Source organism: Sphingomonas sp. JC676, assembly GCF_014489075.1.
Lineage (GTDB): Bacteria > Pseudomonadota > Alphaproteobacteria > Sphingomonadales > Sphingomonadaceae > Sphingomonas.
In genome coordinates this window covers 34,496-52,027 of sequence record NZ_JACTGR010000001.1, presented here as the reverse complement: position 1 = coordinate 52,027, position 17,532 = coordinate 34,496, and the positions used below count along the sequence as shown (strand labels likewise).

The window sequence follows — 17,532 nt, the reverse complement described above, 5'->3', positions numbered from 1 at the left end:
GCCGTTCGTCGTCTCATGAAACGCGTCGCGAAAGGCTGGAAAGCCTCCGCATTGACTGCAGGGTTGCTAGGCCTCGCCGTTCTTAGCGGGGTCGGGCTTGCGAACTATGCCGATTCAGGCGCCTTCTCGTTCTACAAGCAGCAGAAACGGCCCGAGCGGTCTGCGGATCTGCATTCCGAGGCGGCGACAACCCCCGTCGCTGTGTACTCGAGCACGAGCGCCTCCGGATATTCGGTTTGGATGGCACCGCCTCCTGCCCCCATTGAGGATGCATCTATCTCCAACGGCGTGATCGAGGGTGTCGATGCCAATTTGCCTGAAGATGGCCTTGATCAAAACCTGGTTATTCAGCCAATCGCGACAGAAGCGCGGACGGAAGCGCTCGAACCCACGCTAAGCCAGACGCGAGTTGAGACCCCATCTTCGCCCAATGCCTTTGACACGGGCCAGGGCCCAACATCCGCGTTGCCAGTTGATGGATCGGAGTTTGTCCCCTCGACCGGGGACGAGCCAACCCGTCCTGGCGAACCACTCAACTAGATCGCGTCGCCCCCCGAAACGGGATCGCCTCGTTGCCCACAATATTCACCAGCGCACGTCTCCGACCTAGATTTGGATTTCGCACGACGCGCGCCGGATCGGTATCGGGTGCGGGCACCCTTTGCCGAACATTTTCAAATTTGGACGGCGGCGCGGTCGCAAGACACGCAAGCGCATCGCCAAGAAACGTCCCGCCAATAATATGACCATTCCGCGAGGGTTCGAAACGCGGCACGCTGCCCCCCTCACGACCCTGCATTCGCGTCTCTGAACGAAGTCGATACGCAGGAACTCCCCGCGTCACAACACGTTGCGCCTACAACCGGGAAGTCACCGGCAACTCGAGGAGAGATTATGGGAAAAGGTGTTCTGCTGTGGCTATTGGGCATTCCGTTGCCCATCATCATCCTTCTCCTCTTGTTCTGGCATTGATCATGGCAATCCATCCCCAAAGTTCCGTTGATCCCGTCCTTTATCCGATCGGCGCTCCCGAAAACGCGGGCGGCTCGGCACTTTCCTGGTCGGCCATTGCGGCGGGCACCGTTGGCGCGATCGCTCTAACCCTGGCTCTGATGGCGCTCGGCTCGGCATTCGGCCTTGCATCGGTTTCTCCCTGGCCCGGCGTAGGTGCGCGCGCGACCACCTTTACCATCGAAGCTGGAATCTGGCTTATCGCCACGCAGTGGTTTTCCGCAGCTCTGGGCGGGTATCTTGCCGGCAGGCTCCGTGTCCGCTGGCACGGTCTATACAGTGACGAGATACTGTTTCGCGATACAGCCCATGGGTTCCTGACCTGGGCAACTGCGACTGTGCTGATGGCGGCGGTCGCCGTCGCAGCGACAGCATTGTCGAGCCTCGCCGCGAACCCGGTCGACGCGACCGTAACCGCGGAAACTGTCGATGCGGCAAGAAAGGCCGCTGCCGCATTCGCCGGCTTCGGCGGTCTCTCGCTGATCATCGGCGCTTTCGTGGGTAGCGTCGGCGGCGCGATTGGCGGAAGGCTGCGAGACCTGCATCCCTAAGGCCTACAGATCCGACAGCCCGAAAGGCGGTGAGAAAACCTCTCACCGCCTTTCGCACTTTGGAATGACGGTAATGCCCTTCGGGCCGAGTTCGCGCGAAATCTTCCGGCCATTCGCGCAGACGATCGAGCAGACGGCAGCTAACGCCCAGTGGCGGACATTACAAACCTCAGCCCGGTCACTCAGACCGAGACACCACTGCACCATTGCCAACCCAGCTACGGCGACCTCCGAGGCAAGGCCTTCGCGACCGTAGCGATTTCGGTTCTGACGGTGCGGTGCCGGACATCCTGCTTGAACTCCCCAGCTATTCTGCCGCCGCCGCGGCATTGGCTGCCAGCCTAGTAAAGTTCGCTAGGGATCGTCCGGACTCGGATCGCTGTCGGCATGTGGATAGCCATTCCGCCACAGCCGAGAGAATTTTGCTAAGCGCTTTGCCCCGCCCGGTTCAAAAGTGCCGAGATCGCTGTGACGATTTGAGCCACCGCAAATGGCTTTTGGATCAGCGTGCTTTTGGGCACGCCCATCGCAGCCCAGTCGGCAGCGCTATCACCTGTCATATAGACAACGGCAATTTCAGCTTTCATTTCCCGCGCGGTCCGCGCGATTTCCCAGCCATCTATGCCTGAACCGAGACGTATGTCAGTGACCAGCCCGACAACCGCGTCTGCGCGCTCGACCAGCATCGCCATCGCCTCGGCGCCGCTGGCCGCCCACTGGACCTCGTAGCCACCCTCCGTGAGTGCGGCTTGCGCCACTTCTGCTACTAGCGGCTCGTCCTCGACGAGCAGCAACAACGATTTCTCCACGATTGTCTCCGACCGAAGTTCGGACGACAGAGACACTCGCTCCCTGACATCACTGTCAGCAACAACTTGGACACAATGCGAGAGTTCCGCAAGGTCGGAATGATTAGCGTGGACTACCTCGCGCCCTGCATCTCCGCTCGCCGCCTGGACCGCCAGGGACGAACAGCCGCTGCGCTTTCCATGGCCGTGCCTTGCTCGGTCACCAGCCGAACCCGATGGCTTTCTGGATTGAGCCTTGCAGCTCGCCTCGAAGAGCGCGTCTCGCACGCCCGCGATGCACCTTGTCTGGGGCAATGATTGTAATGAGCTTGTGCTGGCTCTGCCGCGGCCCCCGGGGCGCCGATCATTGAGAGCGGTATCGAGGCTGGGCTTGGGCCGTAGCGGATAGAAGTGGTGCGCGTCCTTAATCATAGCGAGCGGACGCCCAAGGTTGCCCGGTTCGTTGGTGGCCTTGCTGAAATCTCCGTCCGGCGCGCGCCGGGCCAGCATCTCGGCCTCGTCGGCCGTGCCGCGAGTTTCACCTCGAGCGCCAGGCATTGCGCTCGCGAGGCCCGGAACGGACCCGAGGGACAAGCGAATTCCTTTCAACTGGTGGCGCTGGAAACGAACGTAGACCGCGAGGTGGCGACGCCGGATCTGGCGCTGCGACGTAACCGCAAACCCGACCCAAGCGGGCTAGACGTTCTGGAAGTCCGGCTGAGTTCCAGATTCCCGCCAATAACGCGCGAGCCCGATCTCCTCGATCAGTCTCGCGAAGCGTGGATCCTTTCGCAATTCTGCCATCTGAGGCTCGAACAGGAGCCGCGTCTGACGCTGATCGGGCGACACGCTGCTGCCCGGCTTGGGAAAGTCGGGAACCGCATAGCCCCGGCTGAAATAGTAAGCATTGGCAATCGCGAAAGCATCATCGAGCCGGCCGAGCGCTCCCGCCAGGCGTATGGCATATTGGGCCTGCCTGGCGGACCGTCGTGCTCCCTCGGCCTGCACCGCCATAAGCGCTTTTGCCTCGCGCGGATCGCGGCTCTCGATGGCCCGGGCCTGTGCGGCCAGTTCCGCCAATTCGCCTTGCGACATATCCGGCCTTCCCTCGGGATTCTGCGCCAACTGCAGGGCGGCGCCGGGCCGGCCACCGAAGAGACAGATGTTGAAATGGGCGAACCATAAGGTTGCCTGGGTCGGGTAGAGCGAGGCAGCGTCTTCGAGCGCCCGTTCCGTTTCCTCGATGCGGCCTGCGCACCAAAGAGCCTGGATATAGTTGTTGTATGTGGCGGGCGTGAAGGGATGCCTCTTAATGCGTTCGTAGAGCGGCACCGCAGCGGAGGACCGGCCGACGAATATCGCCTGCACGGCGCGGTAGAGCAGAACCGTGTCGTCGTCGGGAAGGTCCTGCCGGGCACGATCGAAATGCTGGTCGCGGGCCATCCAGTAGCCGACAAAGGGCACGGCGATGCCAAGCGCGAGTTCGCCATAGGCATTGCCGGGATCGAGCGCGAGCGCCCGGCGCCCAGCGGCCTCCGCTCGGCGGCGCATCTCAAGCGCTTCGGGCCGTTCGCGATAGTGGGAGGGAACCGCATAGGCGATTCCCAGTCTTCCCCACCCTTCCGCATAATCGGGTACCGTGGCCACTACTCGACGCAAAAGGCCGATCGCTTGGTACTGGCCTTCGTCCGTATTCTGTTCGGCCAGCTGCTGCGCTTCGCTCATGAGCCGCTCGAGTTCCGGAGGCGCGCGCGCCGGGATGAGCCGGTCGTAGAGCAACTTGCCGCCAATTGCCGCTATCAGGCCACTTGTCGCGGCAAGCGCGAGCCCGCGTCGGCTCATCGCACCGGATGTTCCTTCCAAGGGGCCTGCTGCTCCCGCCAACTGTCGCGCGGGTGACGGCAACGCGGTTGCATCATCCTCACCCCCTTCCGCGACCAGGCGGTAACCAAGCTTTGTGACCGTCTCCAGCCTGAACGAGCCGGTTCCGACGCCTGAGGCGAGTTTACGCAAACGGAACATCACCCGGTTGATCGCGTCTTCGCTGACGCTTCTTCCGTCCCAGCAGGAAAATGCCAACTCGTCGCGCGTGACGATCGTGCCGCGTGCACGCACCAGCACGATGAGCACCTGCATAACGCGGTGCTCGAGCAGCTCGCGGGCGCCGTCATCGCGGACCAATTCGCGTCGCCAGGGTGAGCCGGTGAGCCGCCCCAGAATGAATTCCGGCTCGTGCGCAAGATCGACCTTGCCGTGTTCGAGCATCGCAATCCCCAAGCGGAAATCTTAGTGCTTTTAGTCCTCTCCAATTTTCTTCGCCAAAGCATAGTTGTCACATCGAATGGCAATTGTGGGTGATGCGTAGTGTTAGATCGACGCGCCCTTCCTGTTTGATCTTCCCAGGATCCAAGGCGGGCGGCGCAAATCTCGTCGCCATCGGTGAAAAGTCAGGAATTCCCCGGGCAGAAATCAGGCCGCGATCCTAGAGCGAAAGGCGAATCGCGAAGACAGTCCTGCCTGCCACAGGCAAGGAGATGAGCCATGACGAGACTGCGTTCGGCGGCGGAAGCCGCGCTCGCGCGGAGAAGCTCGACCAGCAAGGGGGTGGCCATGGCCGCGACCTTTGCGGCGGCCCTGATGCTGTCCCAGCAGGTCCACGCGCAATCGATCGACTATACGAGCGACCCGATACTCTATTGGAACGAGCGAGCCACTGCATTGCTCGCCAATGGACCGCCGGCGCAGACCCGGGTTCTGGCGATGATGAACATCGCGATGCACGACGCTGCCAATTCGCTGCTTGGAAATCCCAACCATTCATACCTGACCGGGGTCAGCGGTTCAGGAGGGGACATGCGCGCCGCGGTGTCCGAGGCAGCCTATGAGGTGCTTGCCGCGAGCGATCCGGCACATATTGCCGACTACCAGACCGCTTTGAATCTGAGCATGTCGCTGGTGACCAATCCCGCCGCGCAAAGCCAGGGCATAGCGACGGGGGCCGCCTTTGCGCAGGCGATCATCGCGCAGCGGACCGGCGACGGGTCGGCCGCGGTGGTGCCCTATGTGCCGACCGGCCTGCCGGGTAACTGGAAGCCGACGTCGCCCGCACCGGCTGCCTTCCCACAATGGGGCGGGGTCACGCCGTTCCTCATCGATTCGGCCGACCAGTTCGAACCAGGACCGCCGCCCGGACTCGACACGCCGGAATATGCCGCTGCGCTCGCCGAGGTGCGCGACCTCGGTTCCGCGACCAGCGCGACCCGTACCGCCGACCAGACCGCAAGCGCCTTGTTCTGGGACACGGCCAACGGCTCGACCTGGGTGAGGATCGGGCTGATCATTGCGGCGGACGAAGGCGATTCGACGATCGACTATGCGCGCGACTTCGCACTGCTCAGTACCGGTCTCGCCGATGCGGCCATTGCAGGCTTCTACGCGAAATATGACTATGCCTTCTGGCGGCCGGTCACGGCGATCCGGGAGGGCTCGATCGATCCCGATCCGACCTGGTCACCGTTGTTCACCACCCCAAATCATCCCAGCTACCCTTCCGCACATTCCTTCCTCTCCGGGGCGGGCGCTACCGTGCTGAGCGCGGTTTTCGGGGACGATGAGGGCTTCACCTTCTCGATCGGCGCGGAGACGCGCAGCTTCACCGGGCTACAGCAGGCCGCGCTCGACGGCGCCAACAGCCGCCTATGGGGCGGCATTCATTTCCGCTTCGACAATGAGGCCGGCCTGCAGTTGGGCCAACAAATCGGCCAATATGTGCTGGCCGGCAGCACGTTCAACGCCGCCGTACCCGAACCGGCCAGCTGGACGATACTGCTCTCAGGCTTCGCCGTCGCTGGAATCGCCATTCGACGCAGGAAAGCACGTCTCGCTCTTGCTTGATGGATGGGCTCCGGGGCAGAGGCAAAGCCGCACCCCGGAGCAGCCTCTCTCGCCTGATCGATCCGACGGGCATACCAGGCCTCTATCGAAGATGAAGAAACGGGACTGCATCGCTTCTCGAAACGCTGGTTTTGGGATGCCCCACTGATTTGCCGAACGGCTGGAATTGGTTCGTTAAGTGACCGGCAGCTTGTGTGCCGGAAGCCGTCATACAGTTGGGTCCCAAGGAATGGCCGCTTTGTCCCAACCTCAGCCATCATCTGCCGCATGAACGAATGGCGGCTTTCAGGTTCGGTCGGGCGGGTTCGGAATGGCCGAAATTGGGGCGCATTGCCGACTGGCGGCTTATTTCGAAACCAGTCCGCAGCTTGTGGGCCGATTGCTGACCGGCAGCTTTCCTGCCGACAAGGCCCGCGCCAAGGTTCTCGCTCGGTGCAACCGGATCGCCGGGCGCGCCCGCCCGCCCGGGCCGGCAATGTCCCGGCGGCTCCGGCGCATCGATCGCCAAGAGGCGGATACGCTCGCCGCCACAGCGCAGCGTGTCGCCGGCGACCATCCGGCATCCGTCGAACGTCCCACCAATATCAAACTGCCGCGCAATCGGCGGCGCCGCAGAAAAGACACCGACCGCAGCGCCGATTACCCCACCCCGCCAAGAAGTGCCGCCGCCTTGACCCATCGGCGAATGCGGTCCCTCCGTCGCTTCGTCTCGTGTAGCCGCCAGCTGCGCTTCCACGACGCGAAAGGGATCAGAATCGCGAGAGGGCATGATCGCAATACTCGTGTGCCCGTGCACCTCCGGCATCTGAAATCGGCAGCATGTCACCAAGCTTAGTCCGTGCCCCTTTTGCCGGAGCCGGTCACGGTGAAATCATAAATCTTGGCCGATAGAGCCCCATTCGCGCCGCTGCCGGCAACCGAATAGATGAAGCCATATTCACCCGGCTCAAGCGGGGCACGCGAGACGGCGCGATAGACGCCGGTCCGAACGAGCTCGTAGTCGAACTCGATGCGATCCTTGTCCATCACGCCGGTCTTCATCCCACCGATGTTTCGGCTTCCCACGCGGGCCTCCCGCCTGCCCTTCTTCTTGTCCAGATGGATTAGGGTGAATTCATTCGGCGAGGTCACCACGCTGGCCGAGCCGGCAAGCCAGGTGCTGCCCTGTGCGGTGCCACCGTTCGACTCATCGAAGAAGAAATAGAAGACGGGCTTTCGGTCCACCGTCGGATAGCGCGAGGTTTCGTTGGATACGGAAGCCTTGACGCTCATCGAGGCAATGCCGCCCGTCAGCGCGAACCCCAGGATTCCCCCGGTCTTCGCCTGGTTCGTCGCCGTGGCGTCCATCCGAAGCATTTTCGACGGCGCGACCAAATACACACCCGCCATATGGGGCGTCATCGGATCAAGCGCGTCCACGGAAATCGTCGGTGCGGGAGCATGGGCGCCCAGCATCGCCGCTATAACGGGGCCGGACACACCTTTACCCTTGAGGGCGATCATGTCGTCGGTCGACAACTTGAACTCCGTCGGCGTTCCCTTGATCTTCGCAATGATCGCCTCATCGCCAAGCCCGACGGATGTCAGCTGGACGATTGTGTCGTTGGTCAGTGTCTCCGCCGATTGCGGCGCGCCGACGAGCAACAAGATGGGCAACAGCGATAGCATGATGGTCTCTCCCCCTGGAGCGAGGAAATCGGCCCGAACCTGCGTCCGCTGTCAAGATCGGCCGTGAGTCCGGTTTGCCGGAAGACTTCGCGGTCACAGCCCGAGACAAGACCGGTAGCCAAAATTTCTGATCCAAAACGGGATAGGTTGTGGCAGAACCTTTGGCCCGGACTTTCCTTCAATATGACTTGGAGACCAGCACCGATTCATCGAGCGCATTGGAGACCGTGACCTGCCTGAATTTGGCGCGGATCGCCGATTGGTTCGTATATTTCACAAAGCTCGATCCGACGGGCGCGAAGGTCACCGCCACCACGACCTTGCGCTGCGGGTTGCGCTGCGCGAACGCCGCCGCGGCGTCTCGCGTCATGCTGATCGGGGGAAGCATCTCGCGGCTCTTGTAGTTCGGCAGGCCACCCATGCCCCTGTCGACATCCCCGAACACGACCCACCATTGCGACATGCGCTCGAACTTATAGACCTTCGTCTTGTCTTTCGTGGGGCATTCCGGAACGCCCAGCGCTGCCTGGAAGTGATTGATCGCCTGCCCGCTCCGGTCGGTCCAGAACTCGACGCGCGCACCGTCGAGATAGGGGCCCATGAAGGTGAGATCCTTGGGCTTCAGGGTCGTGGCGATGCCCCATTGCTGAAGTTGGAAGGCGCCGCTGGCGGCGTCCCATGGGCCGAGAGTGGCCGGGAAATAGAGCGTCATTTCCGGAGGCTGGGTCGCCGCCCATGCCCTAAGCGCGGTACGGGCTTGAGTCAGGGCCGCCTTGCCCCGCTCGCGATCCCCGAACTCGCCGGCAAGGTCGTCGCTCATCTGGATCCCGCGGTCGCAGGAGCGGATCGCCGTGTACCAGACCCAGATAGGCTGGAAAGCCTCGGTCACGAGCGTGTCATGTGCGACTGCCCAGAGCGTGAAGGGAATCGTCGCGAGCTGGTTCTGTCGTGCGCGCAACACCCCTGCCGCATCGAGCGGCCCACCGGAACCGGGATAGACATTCCGATCCCAGTCGGCGGGCATCCAGCTCGGCGGCATCACGAGCGCGGGCCCATGGGACGTATCCATTGGCGGAACGGTGGTGGTGCCAGCAGCCGCGGCGCCTTGACTCGTGGCCGCGACGCCTTGGGCCGGGGAGCCACCTTCGTCGGGCGTGCCGCCGCCGCAGGCCGTGATGAGCAGAGCAGCGCAAACCGATCTCGCGCTCAAAAATGTCGATTTCATCTAGCGTCTCCTTCGACAATGAAGTGGAATTCGACCTTCGTCTGGACCGCCTGCGGTGAAGACACCCAGCGCGGCCAGACAAGAAGGTCGCGGATCCGTCAGGCGCGAGCGGCGAGCGGATTCTTGAGGATTCCGAGGCCGGCAAGGACCAGCGCAATCCCGCACAGCCCGATCAGATAGGTCCCGAAGCCGAGTGAAACGACCGCGCCCATCTGGCGCGAGATCATGCCCCCGATCGATCCCGCCGGGCTGCCGCTGCCGACCAGCACCTCGCGATATTCATACAGGATCGCCGCAGTCACGGCCGCTGCCGCTCCGGTGGCGAGCGCCAGCACTCTCGTGCTCTTCTCCATCCACGCGAAGGCCAGCAACGCAATCGCGCCGATCGGCACCAGCCAGCGGATCACCAGGAGACCGCCAATGGTCGAGGCGAACTGCGCGCGCGAGAGCTGGGCCTGAAGATTGACACGTTCCTTGGCGACCATCCGCAATCCGGCACTATTGTCCATGGGCATGCCGCCGAAGCCGGCGGTATTGGTGCGGAGATCGGTCTCGCGGGCATCGAGCTCCTGGAGGGCCTCGCGCACGCCCGCGACATCGTCATTGGCGAGCAAGGGATTGGCGCTGACCATCTGCGCCAGGCTGCCCATCCCCCATAGCGACGCGCTCGATATCGGGCTGCTGATCGCCGGCAGGAAGGTCGCGATCAGCAGCAGCGCGGCAAGGGGCGCCGCGAGTGTGGTCATGAACAAACCGCGTGCTTTCTGCACCGCCGGCGAAGCCGCCAGCTCGCCGACCTGAATCGGTGCCGCGGCCACTACCGGATAGATTTCCGTCGCGACGCCCGCGACGGGTGCGAAATCGACACTCGCGCCAACAGTGATGGCCTTGTCGCTGCGCCACTGCGCGGCGACGAAGCTGAAGCGCTCGCCATCGGCGCCTGCGATGGCGCCGCTGCCGGCCGATGGGGTGAAGCCCAGTATCTTACCCTTCATCTCATGTCTCCCGAATGGAATGCGCCAGGAGCGCCGCAATAAAACTTGCGTCCCTGCGCAATGCGGAAGATGTTCCCGAGCGGGCTCGGCGTCTTGACGCCACGATGAAGAAGTTCTGAAGGCACGAGAATCCGATGGGGGACCCGGAGACCGACAGATCGACAAACGGCAATCGGCGGCGGCGGCGCCGCTGGACGTTCGGCACGGCCATGTTCGACGAGGCGGGATGGTCGCTGCTGGTGGACGGGCAACCGGTGGCGATCGAATCCAAGCCGCTGGAGCTGCTCCACGAGCTGTGCCTGCGCGCCGGCGAGGTCGTGTCGAAGGATGAGCTGCTCGACACGGTATGGAGCGGTGTTAACGTCGTCGAGAATTCGATCCCCACGGCAGTCGCCAAGCTGCGTCGTCGCCTCGGCCCCCGCAATCAGGACATGATCGAGACCGTGGCCGGCATCGGATATCGGCTCGCCCAGCCAGTGACCGTCGAGACGCTCAGCGGTCAGCCGGCACCGCGTTTCGCTTTTGCCACAGGGGATGCGGTTCCCGGGCGCCCGCAATGGCGCCTGGTCGAGCAGCTCGGCGAGAGCGGCGCCGGAGATGTCTGGCGCGGGCGCCACGAGAAGACCGGCGAGACGCGCGTATTCAAGTTCGCCGACGCGCCCGACCGGTTGCGAGCCCTGAAGCGCGAGGCCGCGCTTTCACGGCTGCTGCTCCAGGCGCTCGGGCCCGACGGTGCGTTCGTCCAGCTGCTCGAATGGAATTTCACCCAGGCGCCCTTCTTCCTCGAATACCGCGACGCCGGGCTCAGCCTTCGCGACTGGGCGGATGCGGCCGGAGGACTTGGCGCGATAGCCATCGGGCAGCGGCTCGACATCGCGGTGCGCAGCGCACGAGCGCTTGCCGCGGTCCATGGCGTCGGCGTGCTTCACAAGGACATCAAGCCCGCCAACATCCTGGTCGATACCCATGACGGCCAATCACGCGTGCGCCTTGCCGATTTCGGCAGCGGCCGCGTGCTCGATGACGAAGCCGTCAGCGCCTATGCGATCACCGACCTTGCCGAGGAGGCGATTGTCGAACACGACGGCGACCGGCTGTCGGGCACGCCCTTCTACCGGGCGCCAGAGCTCGCGGCGGGAGCGGTACCGACCGTCAAATCGGATATCTACTCGCTCGGGCTCGTGCTCTTCCAGCTCGCCGTCGGCGATTTCGGCCGCGTTCCCGCGCCCGGATGGGAGCGCGAGATCGCCGACCCGCTGCTGCGCAGCGATATTGCCGATGCCGCTGCCGGCGATCCCGACCAGCGCATCGGTTCGGCCGCCGAACTGGTCGAGCGGCTCGAAAGCCTGGGTGAGCGCCGTGCGCGTGCCGAAGCGAAAGCACAGGCAACGGCGCGGCTGGAGGCACTTGCCCGGCTCGAGGCACGGCGCCGCGCACGCCGGCCCTGGGTATGGACGGCGACCGCCGCGGCCATACTCGGGATCATCGGCACCTCGGCCGCCGCCATCGTGGCGGTCGGGCAACGCGACGAAGCCCGCAAGCACGAAGCCGTCGCCCGCGCCTCCTACGACTTCCTCGCCAATGACCTGCTCGCCCGCGCCGACCCCTATCGCACGGGCACCGCCGACGAGACGATCACCGCCGCATCCCGCCGCGCGAGCGCGGAGATCGACCGCCGTTTCGCGCATGCCCCGCTGATCGCTGCAGGGCTGCACCACAGCCTCGCCCGCGCCTTCGACCGGCGCACCGATCTCGATGCCGCGCGCGACGAGTATCGCAAGGCCGATCGCGATTTCCAGCGCGCGGGCCCTGCCGGCGCACGCGAGCGCGGCCTGATGCTGTCACAATGGGCGCAGCTGGAAGCGCTGAGCGGCGACCCCGCGCGCCTGCCCACGGCGCGCAAGCTGCTCGCGGCGGCCAGCTCGGTCCTGCCTCGGCCGGACGGCGAGGCCAGCGTCTGGTTCTCGTCCGCCGAAGGTTCGCTGGCACTGGCCGGCGAGGATGTCCGTGCTGCTCAGACCGCGTTCCGCAAGGCCTCCGAGCAGGCTGAGCGGCTGCCCGATACGTTCGACGCGCGTCAGCGCCTCAACCTGCGCCAGCGGGTCGGCTTCACCTATATCCGTCTGGGAGACGGCCCGAGCGCGGAGGCTGCATTCAAGCCGCTCCTCGCCGATTTCACGCGCCTCGAGGGTCAGGACCATCCCGACACGCTCAATATCCGCCTGAACCTCGTCCAGGCGCTGCTCATCCAGCGGCGCAATCGCGAGGTGATCGATGCCGCGACCGCGCTCCTGCCGGTGATGGAAAAGGGCTTCGGTCCCGACCACCGGCGGACGCTCCAGCTCGTCGCCGTCCGCCAGCAGGCGCTGGGCAGCGTGGAACGCTATGCGGAAGCGGCAAGAGATGGCGAGCGCGTTTGGCGCGCCACGGTGGCCCATGAGGGGCCGACAGCGTTCCAGGCCGTCGCCGGGCGGGCCGACACGGCAGAATCGCAGTGCCGCGCCGGCCAGTATGGCGAGGGGCTCGACAATGCCCGCGCCGCGCTGGCGCTTGCGCGCCAGGCGCGGGGACCCGAGACCGCGCTGGCGATGGCGATCCGCACGACGGTCGCGGGCTGCCTGATCGGCGCGGGACGCGAAACCGAGGCGATATCTTTGCTGGCCGATATCGACCGCACCAAGGTGGGCGAACTGGTCGGCGACCCGTCATGGGGCGCCAATGTCGATCTCGCCCTCGCACGGGTGAAACTCGCAAGCGGCGACCAGGCAAGCGCGCGCACGCACCTGGCGGCCGCGCGCATTGGGTTCGCCGATCACGCCGATCCGTTCCAACAACGGCAACTCGACAAGCTCGGGCGCGAATTGCCCGACCGCAACTGATCCGTACGGGAGCTGGAATTGGAAGCATCTCCATGCGGCAGGCGAGACGGCCGGAAAACGCGGATACTGCGCCAAGCGCGACAAAAACCGTGGTTACGATGTTCGCCGGCGACGGCGTGATTTGGCCGGGAACCGAATGGCAGCTTTACTCTGCCCACAGTCGGAAGCTGTCATTTTTCGCGACACCTGCCATTTTTGACTGAGCCCGGCAGCTCGCACGGCTGTTTCCGCGAAAGGGATACCCGAAAAGCTGTTGCTGCCCCTCAACTAGAACGGCGGTTCTGCACAACTACGACCTGATCCCCCAAAGGCTGCGGATGCAGCCTTTGGGGGATCAGGCGTTCCGCAATGGTTGAGACAGCCGAGGCCGGCACGCGCCTTCCGGCATTGACCGGCCTTTGGGCCAGGCCCACAACGGAGCCGCAATAACGGCGGCCGGGCCCGCTCGGGTTCCCCGCACGACCTAGGAGGAACGCGATGCGCATGATCCTGCTCACTCTCGCAGCGGCTATGGTGGCCGCGCCGGTGCTCGCCGCCGATCCCGTAACGCTCAAGGCGACGCTGGCTGGCAGCGCCGATACCGATGCCGATGGGACCGGCGCCGCGACCGTGACGGTCGATACGACGAAGAACGAGGTCTGCTACAAGCTCACCGTATCCGGCATCGACCCCGCGACGATGGCGCATATCCACAAAGGCGCGGCAGGCGCCTCCGGCCCGGTGGTCGTGCCGTTCGATCCCCCGACCAACGGCAGCTCCGAGGGCTGCAAGCCGGTGACGGCCGAGGTCTCCGCCGCGATCGCCGCGAACCCGGGCGACTATTATGTCAACGTCCACAACGCGGCTTTCCCCAAGGGCGCGATCCGCGGACAGCTGGGCAAATAGCGCTCCGAACCCGCCTCGCTGTGGTTCTTGGCATAACCTTCGGATTGCTGAGCAGAGCGGAAGCGTAGCAGTATCGCTGGGGTGCTGTACTCGACAGGCCTGATGACGGCCTGGCATTGAGCCAGGCCGTCGCTGACTCAGACGGCCGGCGTCCCCGTGTAACGGTTACGCTCGTCCGCAACTTCAGATTCTGAATATGCTGGCGCATTGGCATCGAATGATGACCAGCCAGACTGACGATAGTCTGCGCCGCGGGTAGCAGCATCAATCGATTTGTTTCGCTCGAGAACCGCTTCAGCTTCTGCCGCCATGGAATCCTCCACCTTGGCGCTTACAAGCGTGCCACCGCGACGGACGCCCTCCGAATAGACGTTGGCTTCGTCATCGCTATGGCCGGCGTCCTTCAGCGCGCCGACGATACCTCCTGTGGCAGCGCCACCGGCGGCACCGATGCCAGCGCCAACGGCAGTCGACGCAAGCCACCCGGCCGCGACGATCGGACCCAGACCAGGGATTGCAAGCAAGCCGAGTCCCGCCAGCAAACCGCCGACGCCCCCGAGCACGGCACCGGTCGAAGCGCCGCGCGTCACGTCGCCGCCGTCGTTGACGCCATCGCCGTCGCGCGCGCCGCCATGGTCGCGGCCATTGGCAACGATGCTGAGGTCGCCGTGCGGAATGCCCAAGCCCTCAAGCTCGCGCACCGCTTTGGTGGCATCCGAATAATTGTCGAAAAGACGCGTTACAGTTTTTGTCATTTTGGAGATCCTTAGAGTCTGAGTTCAGCGAGTAGTGACGTTGCCCTTGTAGTCGAGCCCGACCGCGACCTTCTTGCGGCCGTGCATAGCCCAGCCGCGCCAGACGCCATTCGGGTCCTTTTTGAGCCGCGAGACGTCGGAATATCCAGCCTTGGCGATGCGCCCACGGGCCTGCGCCTCGGTAAACGAATTGCGGCCCTTTGCCGGCGCCTCCACTCGAGTGACGGTACTGTTCTTCATGGCCGGGTTGTTAGAGTCCCGACTGGTTGTCTGCGCGTGTGCGCCGCCAGAGATCAGCGCGGCAGCGGCCGCGCCGAGGAATAGGTGCTTCACGATGATCTCCGATCTTTGAGGAAGTAGTTCGACGGGCCTTTGCCTGGATGTTCAGCGAACGGTTCCGCGGCGCACCAGGTTCAGGATCGCCAAAAGCACCACCGAACCGAGCAGCGAAATCAGAATGGTTTGCACATTGATGCCGCCATTCATGATGGAGGCGCCGCCGATCAGGGGCGTGATGACGAATCCCGCCAGCAGCGCCCCGACGATGCCGACCACAACGTTGAGGATGATCCCCTGCTGTCCGTCGGTGTTCATGATGAGGCTGGCTACCCAGCCGATAACGCCGCCGACGACGAGAAGAATGATGAGGTTCATGGTTATGCGCTCCACGCTATTTCGAGTGGGTGCAGAACCGGCCTGTTAACGCTGATGTTCCGGATGATCTGTCCAGCGTAATCGCTGGTATTGGTGCTACAGCACCAACACGATTAGTAGTGTGCGGGCATGTACGCCGGAACTTGCGGGCCCCGATTGCGCTGTCGCCGGATGAGATCGTCAGCCACACGCTCAATACCGGGACCGACGCTCCATCATCTGGAGCAGCTCATGGAAAGCCTGCTTGCGGGGGTTATCCTGATGGACCCAACTGGTGTGATCCTGGGCGCCAATGCCGCGGCACTGAAAATGCACGGGATCAACAAGGTCGAGGAGTTGGGCGAGACTGCGGATGAATACGTCCAACGTTTTTGCTTGCGCTATCGCGACCACCGTCGGCTGACTGCCCGCGAATATCCCTTGATGCGCTTGTTGGCCGGAGAAAGCTTCCCTGATCTCGTCGTGGAGGTCGCGCCTCTTGGCAGCAATGAGCCGCGCTGGGTTCATCAGGTTCGCGACGTCGCGATGGACGATGATGGCGGTGAGCCGGACTCCCTTGCCTTGATTATGCATGACGTCTCGGAGCGCTTCGATGCGGAGGATCGCTTCGAAGCGATGTTCCAGGCGAACCCGGCGCCGGCACTGATCGTTCGGGTCGCCGATCAGCGATATGTGCGCGCCAATCAGGGGTTTCTCGATCTGAGCGGCTACAACCGCGGTCAGCTGATCGGCAAGCGACTGTTCGACATCGACATCCTGGCCGATGTCGAACGCCGCGAATTTGTGAAGGAGCAAGTCGCAGCGGGAAAGGTGGTGCCGCAACTGGAAGCCGAACTCCCGCTGGCTAATGGGCAAAGCAAGCTGGTCATTCTTGCCGCGCAGCCGATCGAGGTCGAAAACGACCCTTGCTTGCTCTTCACGTTCGCTGACCTCGAGCCGCGGCGAAGTGCCGAGCGTGCGTTGGAGAACAGCGAGCGCCACTTCGCCGCGGTTTTCGATATGGCGCCCGTAGCGATGGTGGTGACGGCCGGCACCGAGCATCGCATCATCGACGCCAATGACGCCTTCCGGCGAATGACCGGTTATGCCGGCCAGGATGCCATTGGTCGGGTCGCCGACGACCTGCAGCTCTGGAACGACGCCGGCCAACGCGCCGGGCTGGAGGAGCAGATCGAACGACGCGGCGGCTTTCGCGGGCACGATGTTCGCATCCTCGCCAAGGACGGCAGGGAGATCGACTGCATCGTGTCCGCCGAACAGATTAGCCTCCACAGCGACGACTGTGTGCTCTGGCTCTACCAGGACATTACCGAGCGACGGCGCAGCGAGCTCGAACTCGTCGAGGCAATTGAAGCCGTCATGAAGGACGCGAGCTGGCTCAGCAGTTCGATAATGGACAAGCTGGCCACGCTCAGAAATCCGCGCGGAAGGTCTGCGGCGACGAAGCCGCTGGTCGATATTAGTCCGCGCGAACGCGAAGTCCTTGAATTGATCTGCGATGACATCGACGACGCCGGCATCGCTGCGAAGCTCGGTCTCTCGCGCAATACCGTCCGTAATCATGTCGCCCGGCTCTACGCAAAGATCGGCGTCAATCGCCGTAGCGCTGCGGTGGTCTGGGCGCGCGAGCGCGGCGTTGGCGTCAGGCCACCATTTCCCGAAGTTTAACCCCGCGTACGCTGCGAGAGCAATTTTCTGAGTAGCGCTTGAGGAGATATCGAGTGGAGAAGTTCTTTACGAGCATTGCTACGCGCAGTGCTACCGCGATGGGCCAGCCGTCAGCATTCCTCATAGCGACGGGATGCTGTGTCATCTGGGCAATCACAGGCCCGATCTTCCACTATTCCGATACATGGCAACTAGTGATCAACACCGGCACAACAGTGCTCACGTTTCTGGCGGTGTTTCTGATTCAGAACAGTCAGAATCGTGACGGCGCCGCGATCCAGGCAAAGCTCGACGAGTTGATGCGCGCGGTGCCGAAAGCGCGGCCTGAATTTATCGGCATCGAACATCTGACCGATGCGGAGATCTGCGCCATTCGCGGCGCGTTGGAAAAAGAAGCAGGTCGCGGTGACACGGGTGCGGCGTCCGCGGACGCGTCGGTCGATGAACTTCTCGCCCGCCGTTGATGGTTTCGAAAGCGCCTGACGAACTCTATCCACCCAGCGGTGAATGGCAGCTTCCGACGAGCGTTTCCCCATCGCTGAAACGACCGTTATTGGGG

Annotated in this window: 16 protein-coding genes; 7 read left to right on the top strand and 9 right to left on the bottom strand. The window is 63.7% G+C overall.

Features of this window, described 5'->3' with window-relative positions; genetic code table 11:
- Positions 1 to 15: 15 nt before the first annotated feature.
- Positions 16 to 540 (top strand): hypothetical protein, encoded by a 525-nt coding sequence (locus tag IAG41_RS00255; RefSeq protein ID WP_187726600.1) that lies wholly within the window; start codon positions 16 to 18, stop codon positions 538 to 540.
- A 434-nt stretch (positions 541 to 974) separates the two neighbouring features.
- Positions 975 to 1,562 carry a hypothetical protein gene (locus IAG41_RS00250; protein ID WP_222950447.1) on the top strand — a complete coding sequence of 196 codons (588 nt, stop codon included), beginning with the start codon at positions 975 to 977 and terminating at the stop codon, positions 1,560 to 1,562.
- 425 nt (positions 1,563 to 1,987) lie between these two features.
- Here the strand turns inward: IAG41_RS00250 and IAG41_RS23045 are convergent, their stop codons facing one another.
- Together IAG41_RS23045 and IAG41_RS00240 are read right to left on the bottom strand one after the other, a co-directional pair.
- Positions 1,988 to 2,359, bottom strand: coding sequence for a response regulator (locus IAG41_RS23045; protein WP_262408401.1), 372 nt, complete (start codon positions 2,357 to 2,359; stop codon positions 1,988 to 1,990).
- A gap of 687 nt (positions 2,360 to 3,046) precedes the next feature.
- Positions 3,047 to 4,615 (bottom strand): winged helix-turn-helix domain-containing protein, encoded by a 1,569-nt coding sequence (locus IAG41_RS00240; RefSeq protein ID WP_187726599.1) that lies wholly within the window; start codon positions 4,613 to 4,615, stop codon positions 3,047 to 3,049.
- A 276-nt stretch (positions 4,616 to 4,891) separates the two neighbouring features.
- Here IAG41_RS00240 and IAG41_RS00235 point away from each other — a divergent pair, with 276 nt between their 5' ends.
- Entirely contained in the window at positions 4,892 to 6,244 is a 1,353-nt protein-coding gene (locus tag IAG41_RS00235; RefSeq protein ID WP_187726598.1) for a PEPxxWA-CTERM sorting domain-containing protein, read from the top strand.
- Between the two features lie 256 nt (positions 6,245 to 6,500).
- On the opposite strand, the gene IAG41_RS23040 is transcribed toward IAG41_RS00235, so the two are convergent.
- The 4 genes from IAG41_RS23040 to IAG41_RS00215 all read right to left on the bottom strand — a co-directional run bounded on the left by IAG41_RS23040 (position 6,501) and on the right by IAG41_RS00215 (position 10,132).
- Positions 6,501 to 7,049 (bottom strand): hypothetical protein, encoded by a 549-nt coding sequence (locus tag IAG41_RS23040; RefSeq protein ID WP_262408400.1) that lies wholly within the window; start codon positions 7,047 to 7,049, stop codon positions 6,501 to 6,503.
- Positions 7,050 to 7,075: 26 nt separating this feature from the next.
- Complete coding sequence (locus IAG41_RS00225) at positions 7,076 to 7,912, bottom strand: hypothetical protein (protein WP_187726597.1); 837 nt, start codon at positions 7,910 to 7,912, stop codon at positions 7,076 to 7,078.
- A 178-nt stretch (positions 7,913 to 8,090) separates the two neighbouring features.
- The gene (locus IAG41_RS00220) at positions 8,091 to 9,137 is read right to left on the bottom strand and encodes a hypothetical protein (protein ID WP_187726596.1); all 1,047 of its coding nucleotides are present in this window, start codon (positions 9,135 to 9,137) and stop codon (positions 8,091 to 8,093) included.
- 98 nt (positions 9,138 to 9,235) lie between these two features.
- On the bottom strand, positions 9,236 to 10,132 hold the full coding sequence (locus IAG41_RS00215; protein WP_187726595.1) for a hypothetical protein: 897 nt from the start codon (positions 10,130 to 10,132) through the stop codon (positions 9,236 to 9,238).
- A 134-nt stretch (positions 10,133 to 10,266) separates the two neighbouring features.
- Between IAG41_RS00215 and IAG41_RS00210 the strand changes: the two genes are divergently transcribed.
- On the top strand, positions 10,267 to 13,011 hold the full coding sequence (locus tag IAG41_RS00210) for a protein kinase domain-containing protein (RefSeq protein ID WP_187726594.1): 2,745 nt from the start codon (positions 10,267 to 10,269) through the stop codon (positions 13,009 to 13,011).
- A 477-nt stretch (positions 13,012 to 13,488) separates the two neighbouring features.
- Complete coding sequence (locus IAG41_RS00205; protein ID WP_187726593.1) at positions 13,489 to 13,896, top strand: CHRD domain-containing protein; 408 nt, start codon at positions 13,489 to 13,491, stop codon at positions 13,894 to 13,896.
- Between the two features lie 137 nt (positions 13,897 to 14,033).
- Here the strand turns inward: IAG41_RS00205 and IAG41_RS00200 are convergent, their stop codons facing one another.
- The 3 genes from IAG41_RS00200 to IAG41_RS00190 are packed head-to-tail and all read right to left on the bottom strand — an operon-like array spanning position 14,034 to position 15,305.
- Positions 14,034 to 14,651 (bottom strand): hypothetical protein, encoded by a 618-nt coding sequence (locus IAG41_RS00200; RefSeq protein ID WP_187726592.1) that lies wholly within the window; start codon positions 14,649 to 14,651, stop codon positions 14,034 to 14,036.
- A 24-nt stretch (positions 14,652 to 14,675) separates the two neighbouring features.
- Positions 14,676 to 14,984 (bottom strand): hypothetical protein, encoded by a 309-nt coding sequence (locus IAG41_RS00195; protein WP_187726591.1) that lies wholly within the window; start codon positions 14,982 to 14,984, stop codon positions 14,676 to 14,678.
- 51 nt (positions 14,985 to 15,035) lie between these two features.
- Entirely contained in the window at positions 15,036 to 15,305 is a 270-nt protein-coding gene (locus IAG41_RS00190; protein WP_187726590.1) for a GlsB/YeaQ/YmgE family stress response membrane protein, read from the bottom strand.
- Positions 15,306 to 15,536: 231 nt separating this feature from the next.
- Between IAG41_RS00190 and IAG41_RS00185 the strand changes: the two genes are divergently transcribed.
- Positions 15,537 to 16,973, top strand: a complete 1,437-nt coding sequence (locus IAG41_RS00185) for a helix-turn-helix transcriptional regulator (protein ID WP_262408399.1) — start codon at positions 15,537 to 15,539, stop codon at positions 16,971 to 16,973.
- Positions 16,974 to 17,026: 53 nt separating this feature from the next.
- A complete protein-coding gene (locus IAG41_RS00180; protein ID WP_187726589.1) occupies positions 17,027 to 17,437 on the top strand; it encodes a low affinity iron permease family protein in 411 nt (136 codons plus the stop codon).
- Positions 17,438 to 17,532 lie beyond the last annotated feature (95 nt).

Coding starts and splice junctions, on each gene's coding strand:
- IAG41_RS00200 (WP_187726592.1), bottom strand. CDS start 14,651: ATGACAAAAACTGTAACGCGTCTTTTCGACAATTATTCGGATGCCACC.
- IAG41_RS00215 (WP_187726595.1), bottom strand. CDS start 10,132: ATGAAGGGTAAGATACTGGGCTTCACCCCATCGGCCGGCAGCGGCGCC.
- IAG41_RS00220 (WP_187726596.1), bottom strand. CDS start 9,137: ATGAAATCGACATTTTTGAGCGCGAGATCGGTTTGCGCTGCTCTGCTC.
- IAG41_RS00205 (WP_187726593.1), top strand. CDS start 13,489: ATGCGCATGATCCTGCTCACTCTCGCAGCGGCTATGGTGGCCGCGCCG.
- IAG41_RS00240 (WP_187726599.1), bottom strand. CDS start 4,615: ATGCTCGAACACGGCAAGGTCGATCTTGCGCACGAGCCGGAATTCATT.
- IAG41_RS23040 (WP_262408400.1), bottom strand. CDS start 7,049: ATGCCGGAGGTGCACGGGCACACGAGTATTGCGATCATGCCCTCTCGC.
- IAG41_RS00210 (WP_187726594.1), top strand. CDS start 10,267: ATGGGGGACCCGGAGACCGACAGATCGACAAACGGCAATCGGCGGCGG.
- IAG41_RS00225 (WP_187726597.1), bottom strand. CDS start 7,912: ATGCTATCGCTGTTGCCCATCTTGTTGCTCGTCGGCGCGCCGCAATCG.
- IAG41_RS00250 (WP_222950447.1), top strand. CDS start 975: ATGGCAATCCATCCCCAAAGTTCCGTTGATCCCGTCCTTTATCCGATC.
- IAG41_RS00255 (WP_187726600.1), top strand. CDS start 16: ATGAAACGCGTCGCGAAAGGCTGGAAAGCCTCCGCATTGACTGCAGGG.
- IAG41_RS00235 (WP_187726598.1), top strand. CDS start 4,892: ATGACGAGACTGCGTTCGGCGGCGGAAGCCGCGCTCGCGCGGAGAAGC.
- IAG41_RS00185 (WP_262408399.1), top strand. CDS start 15,537: ATGGAAAGCCTGCTTGCGGGGGTTATCCTGATGGACCCAACTGGTGTG.
- IAG41_RS00190 (WP_187726590.1), bottom strand. CDS start 15,305: ATGAACCTCATCATTCTTCTCGTCGTCGGCGGCGTTATCGGCTGGGTA.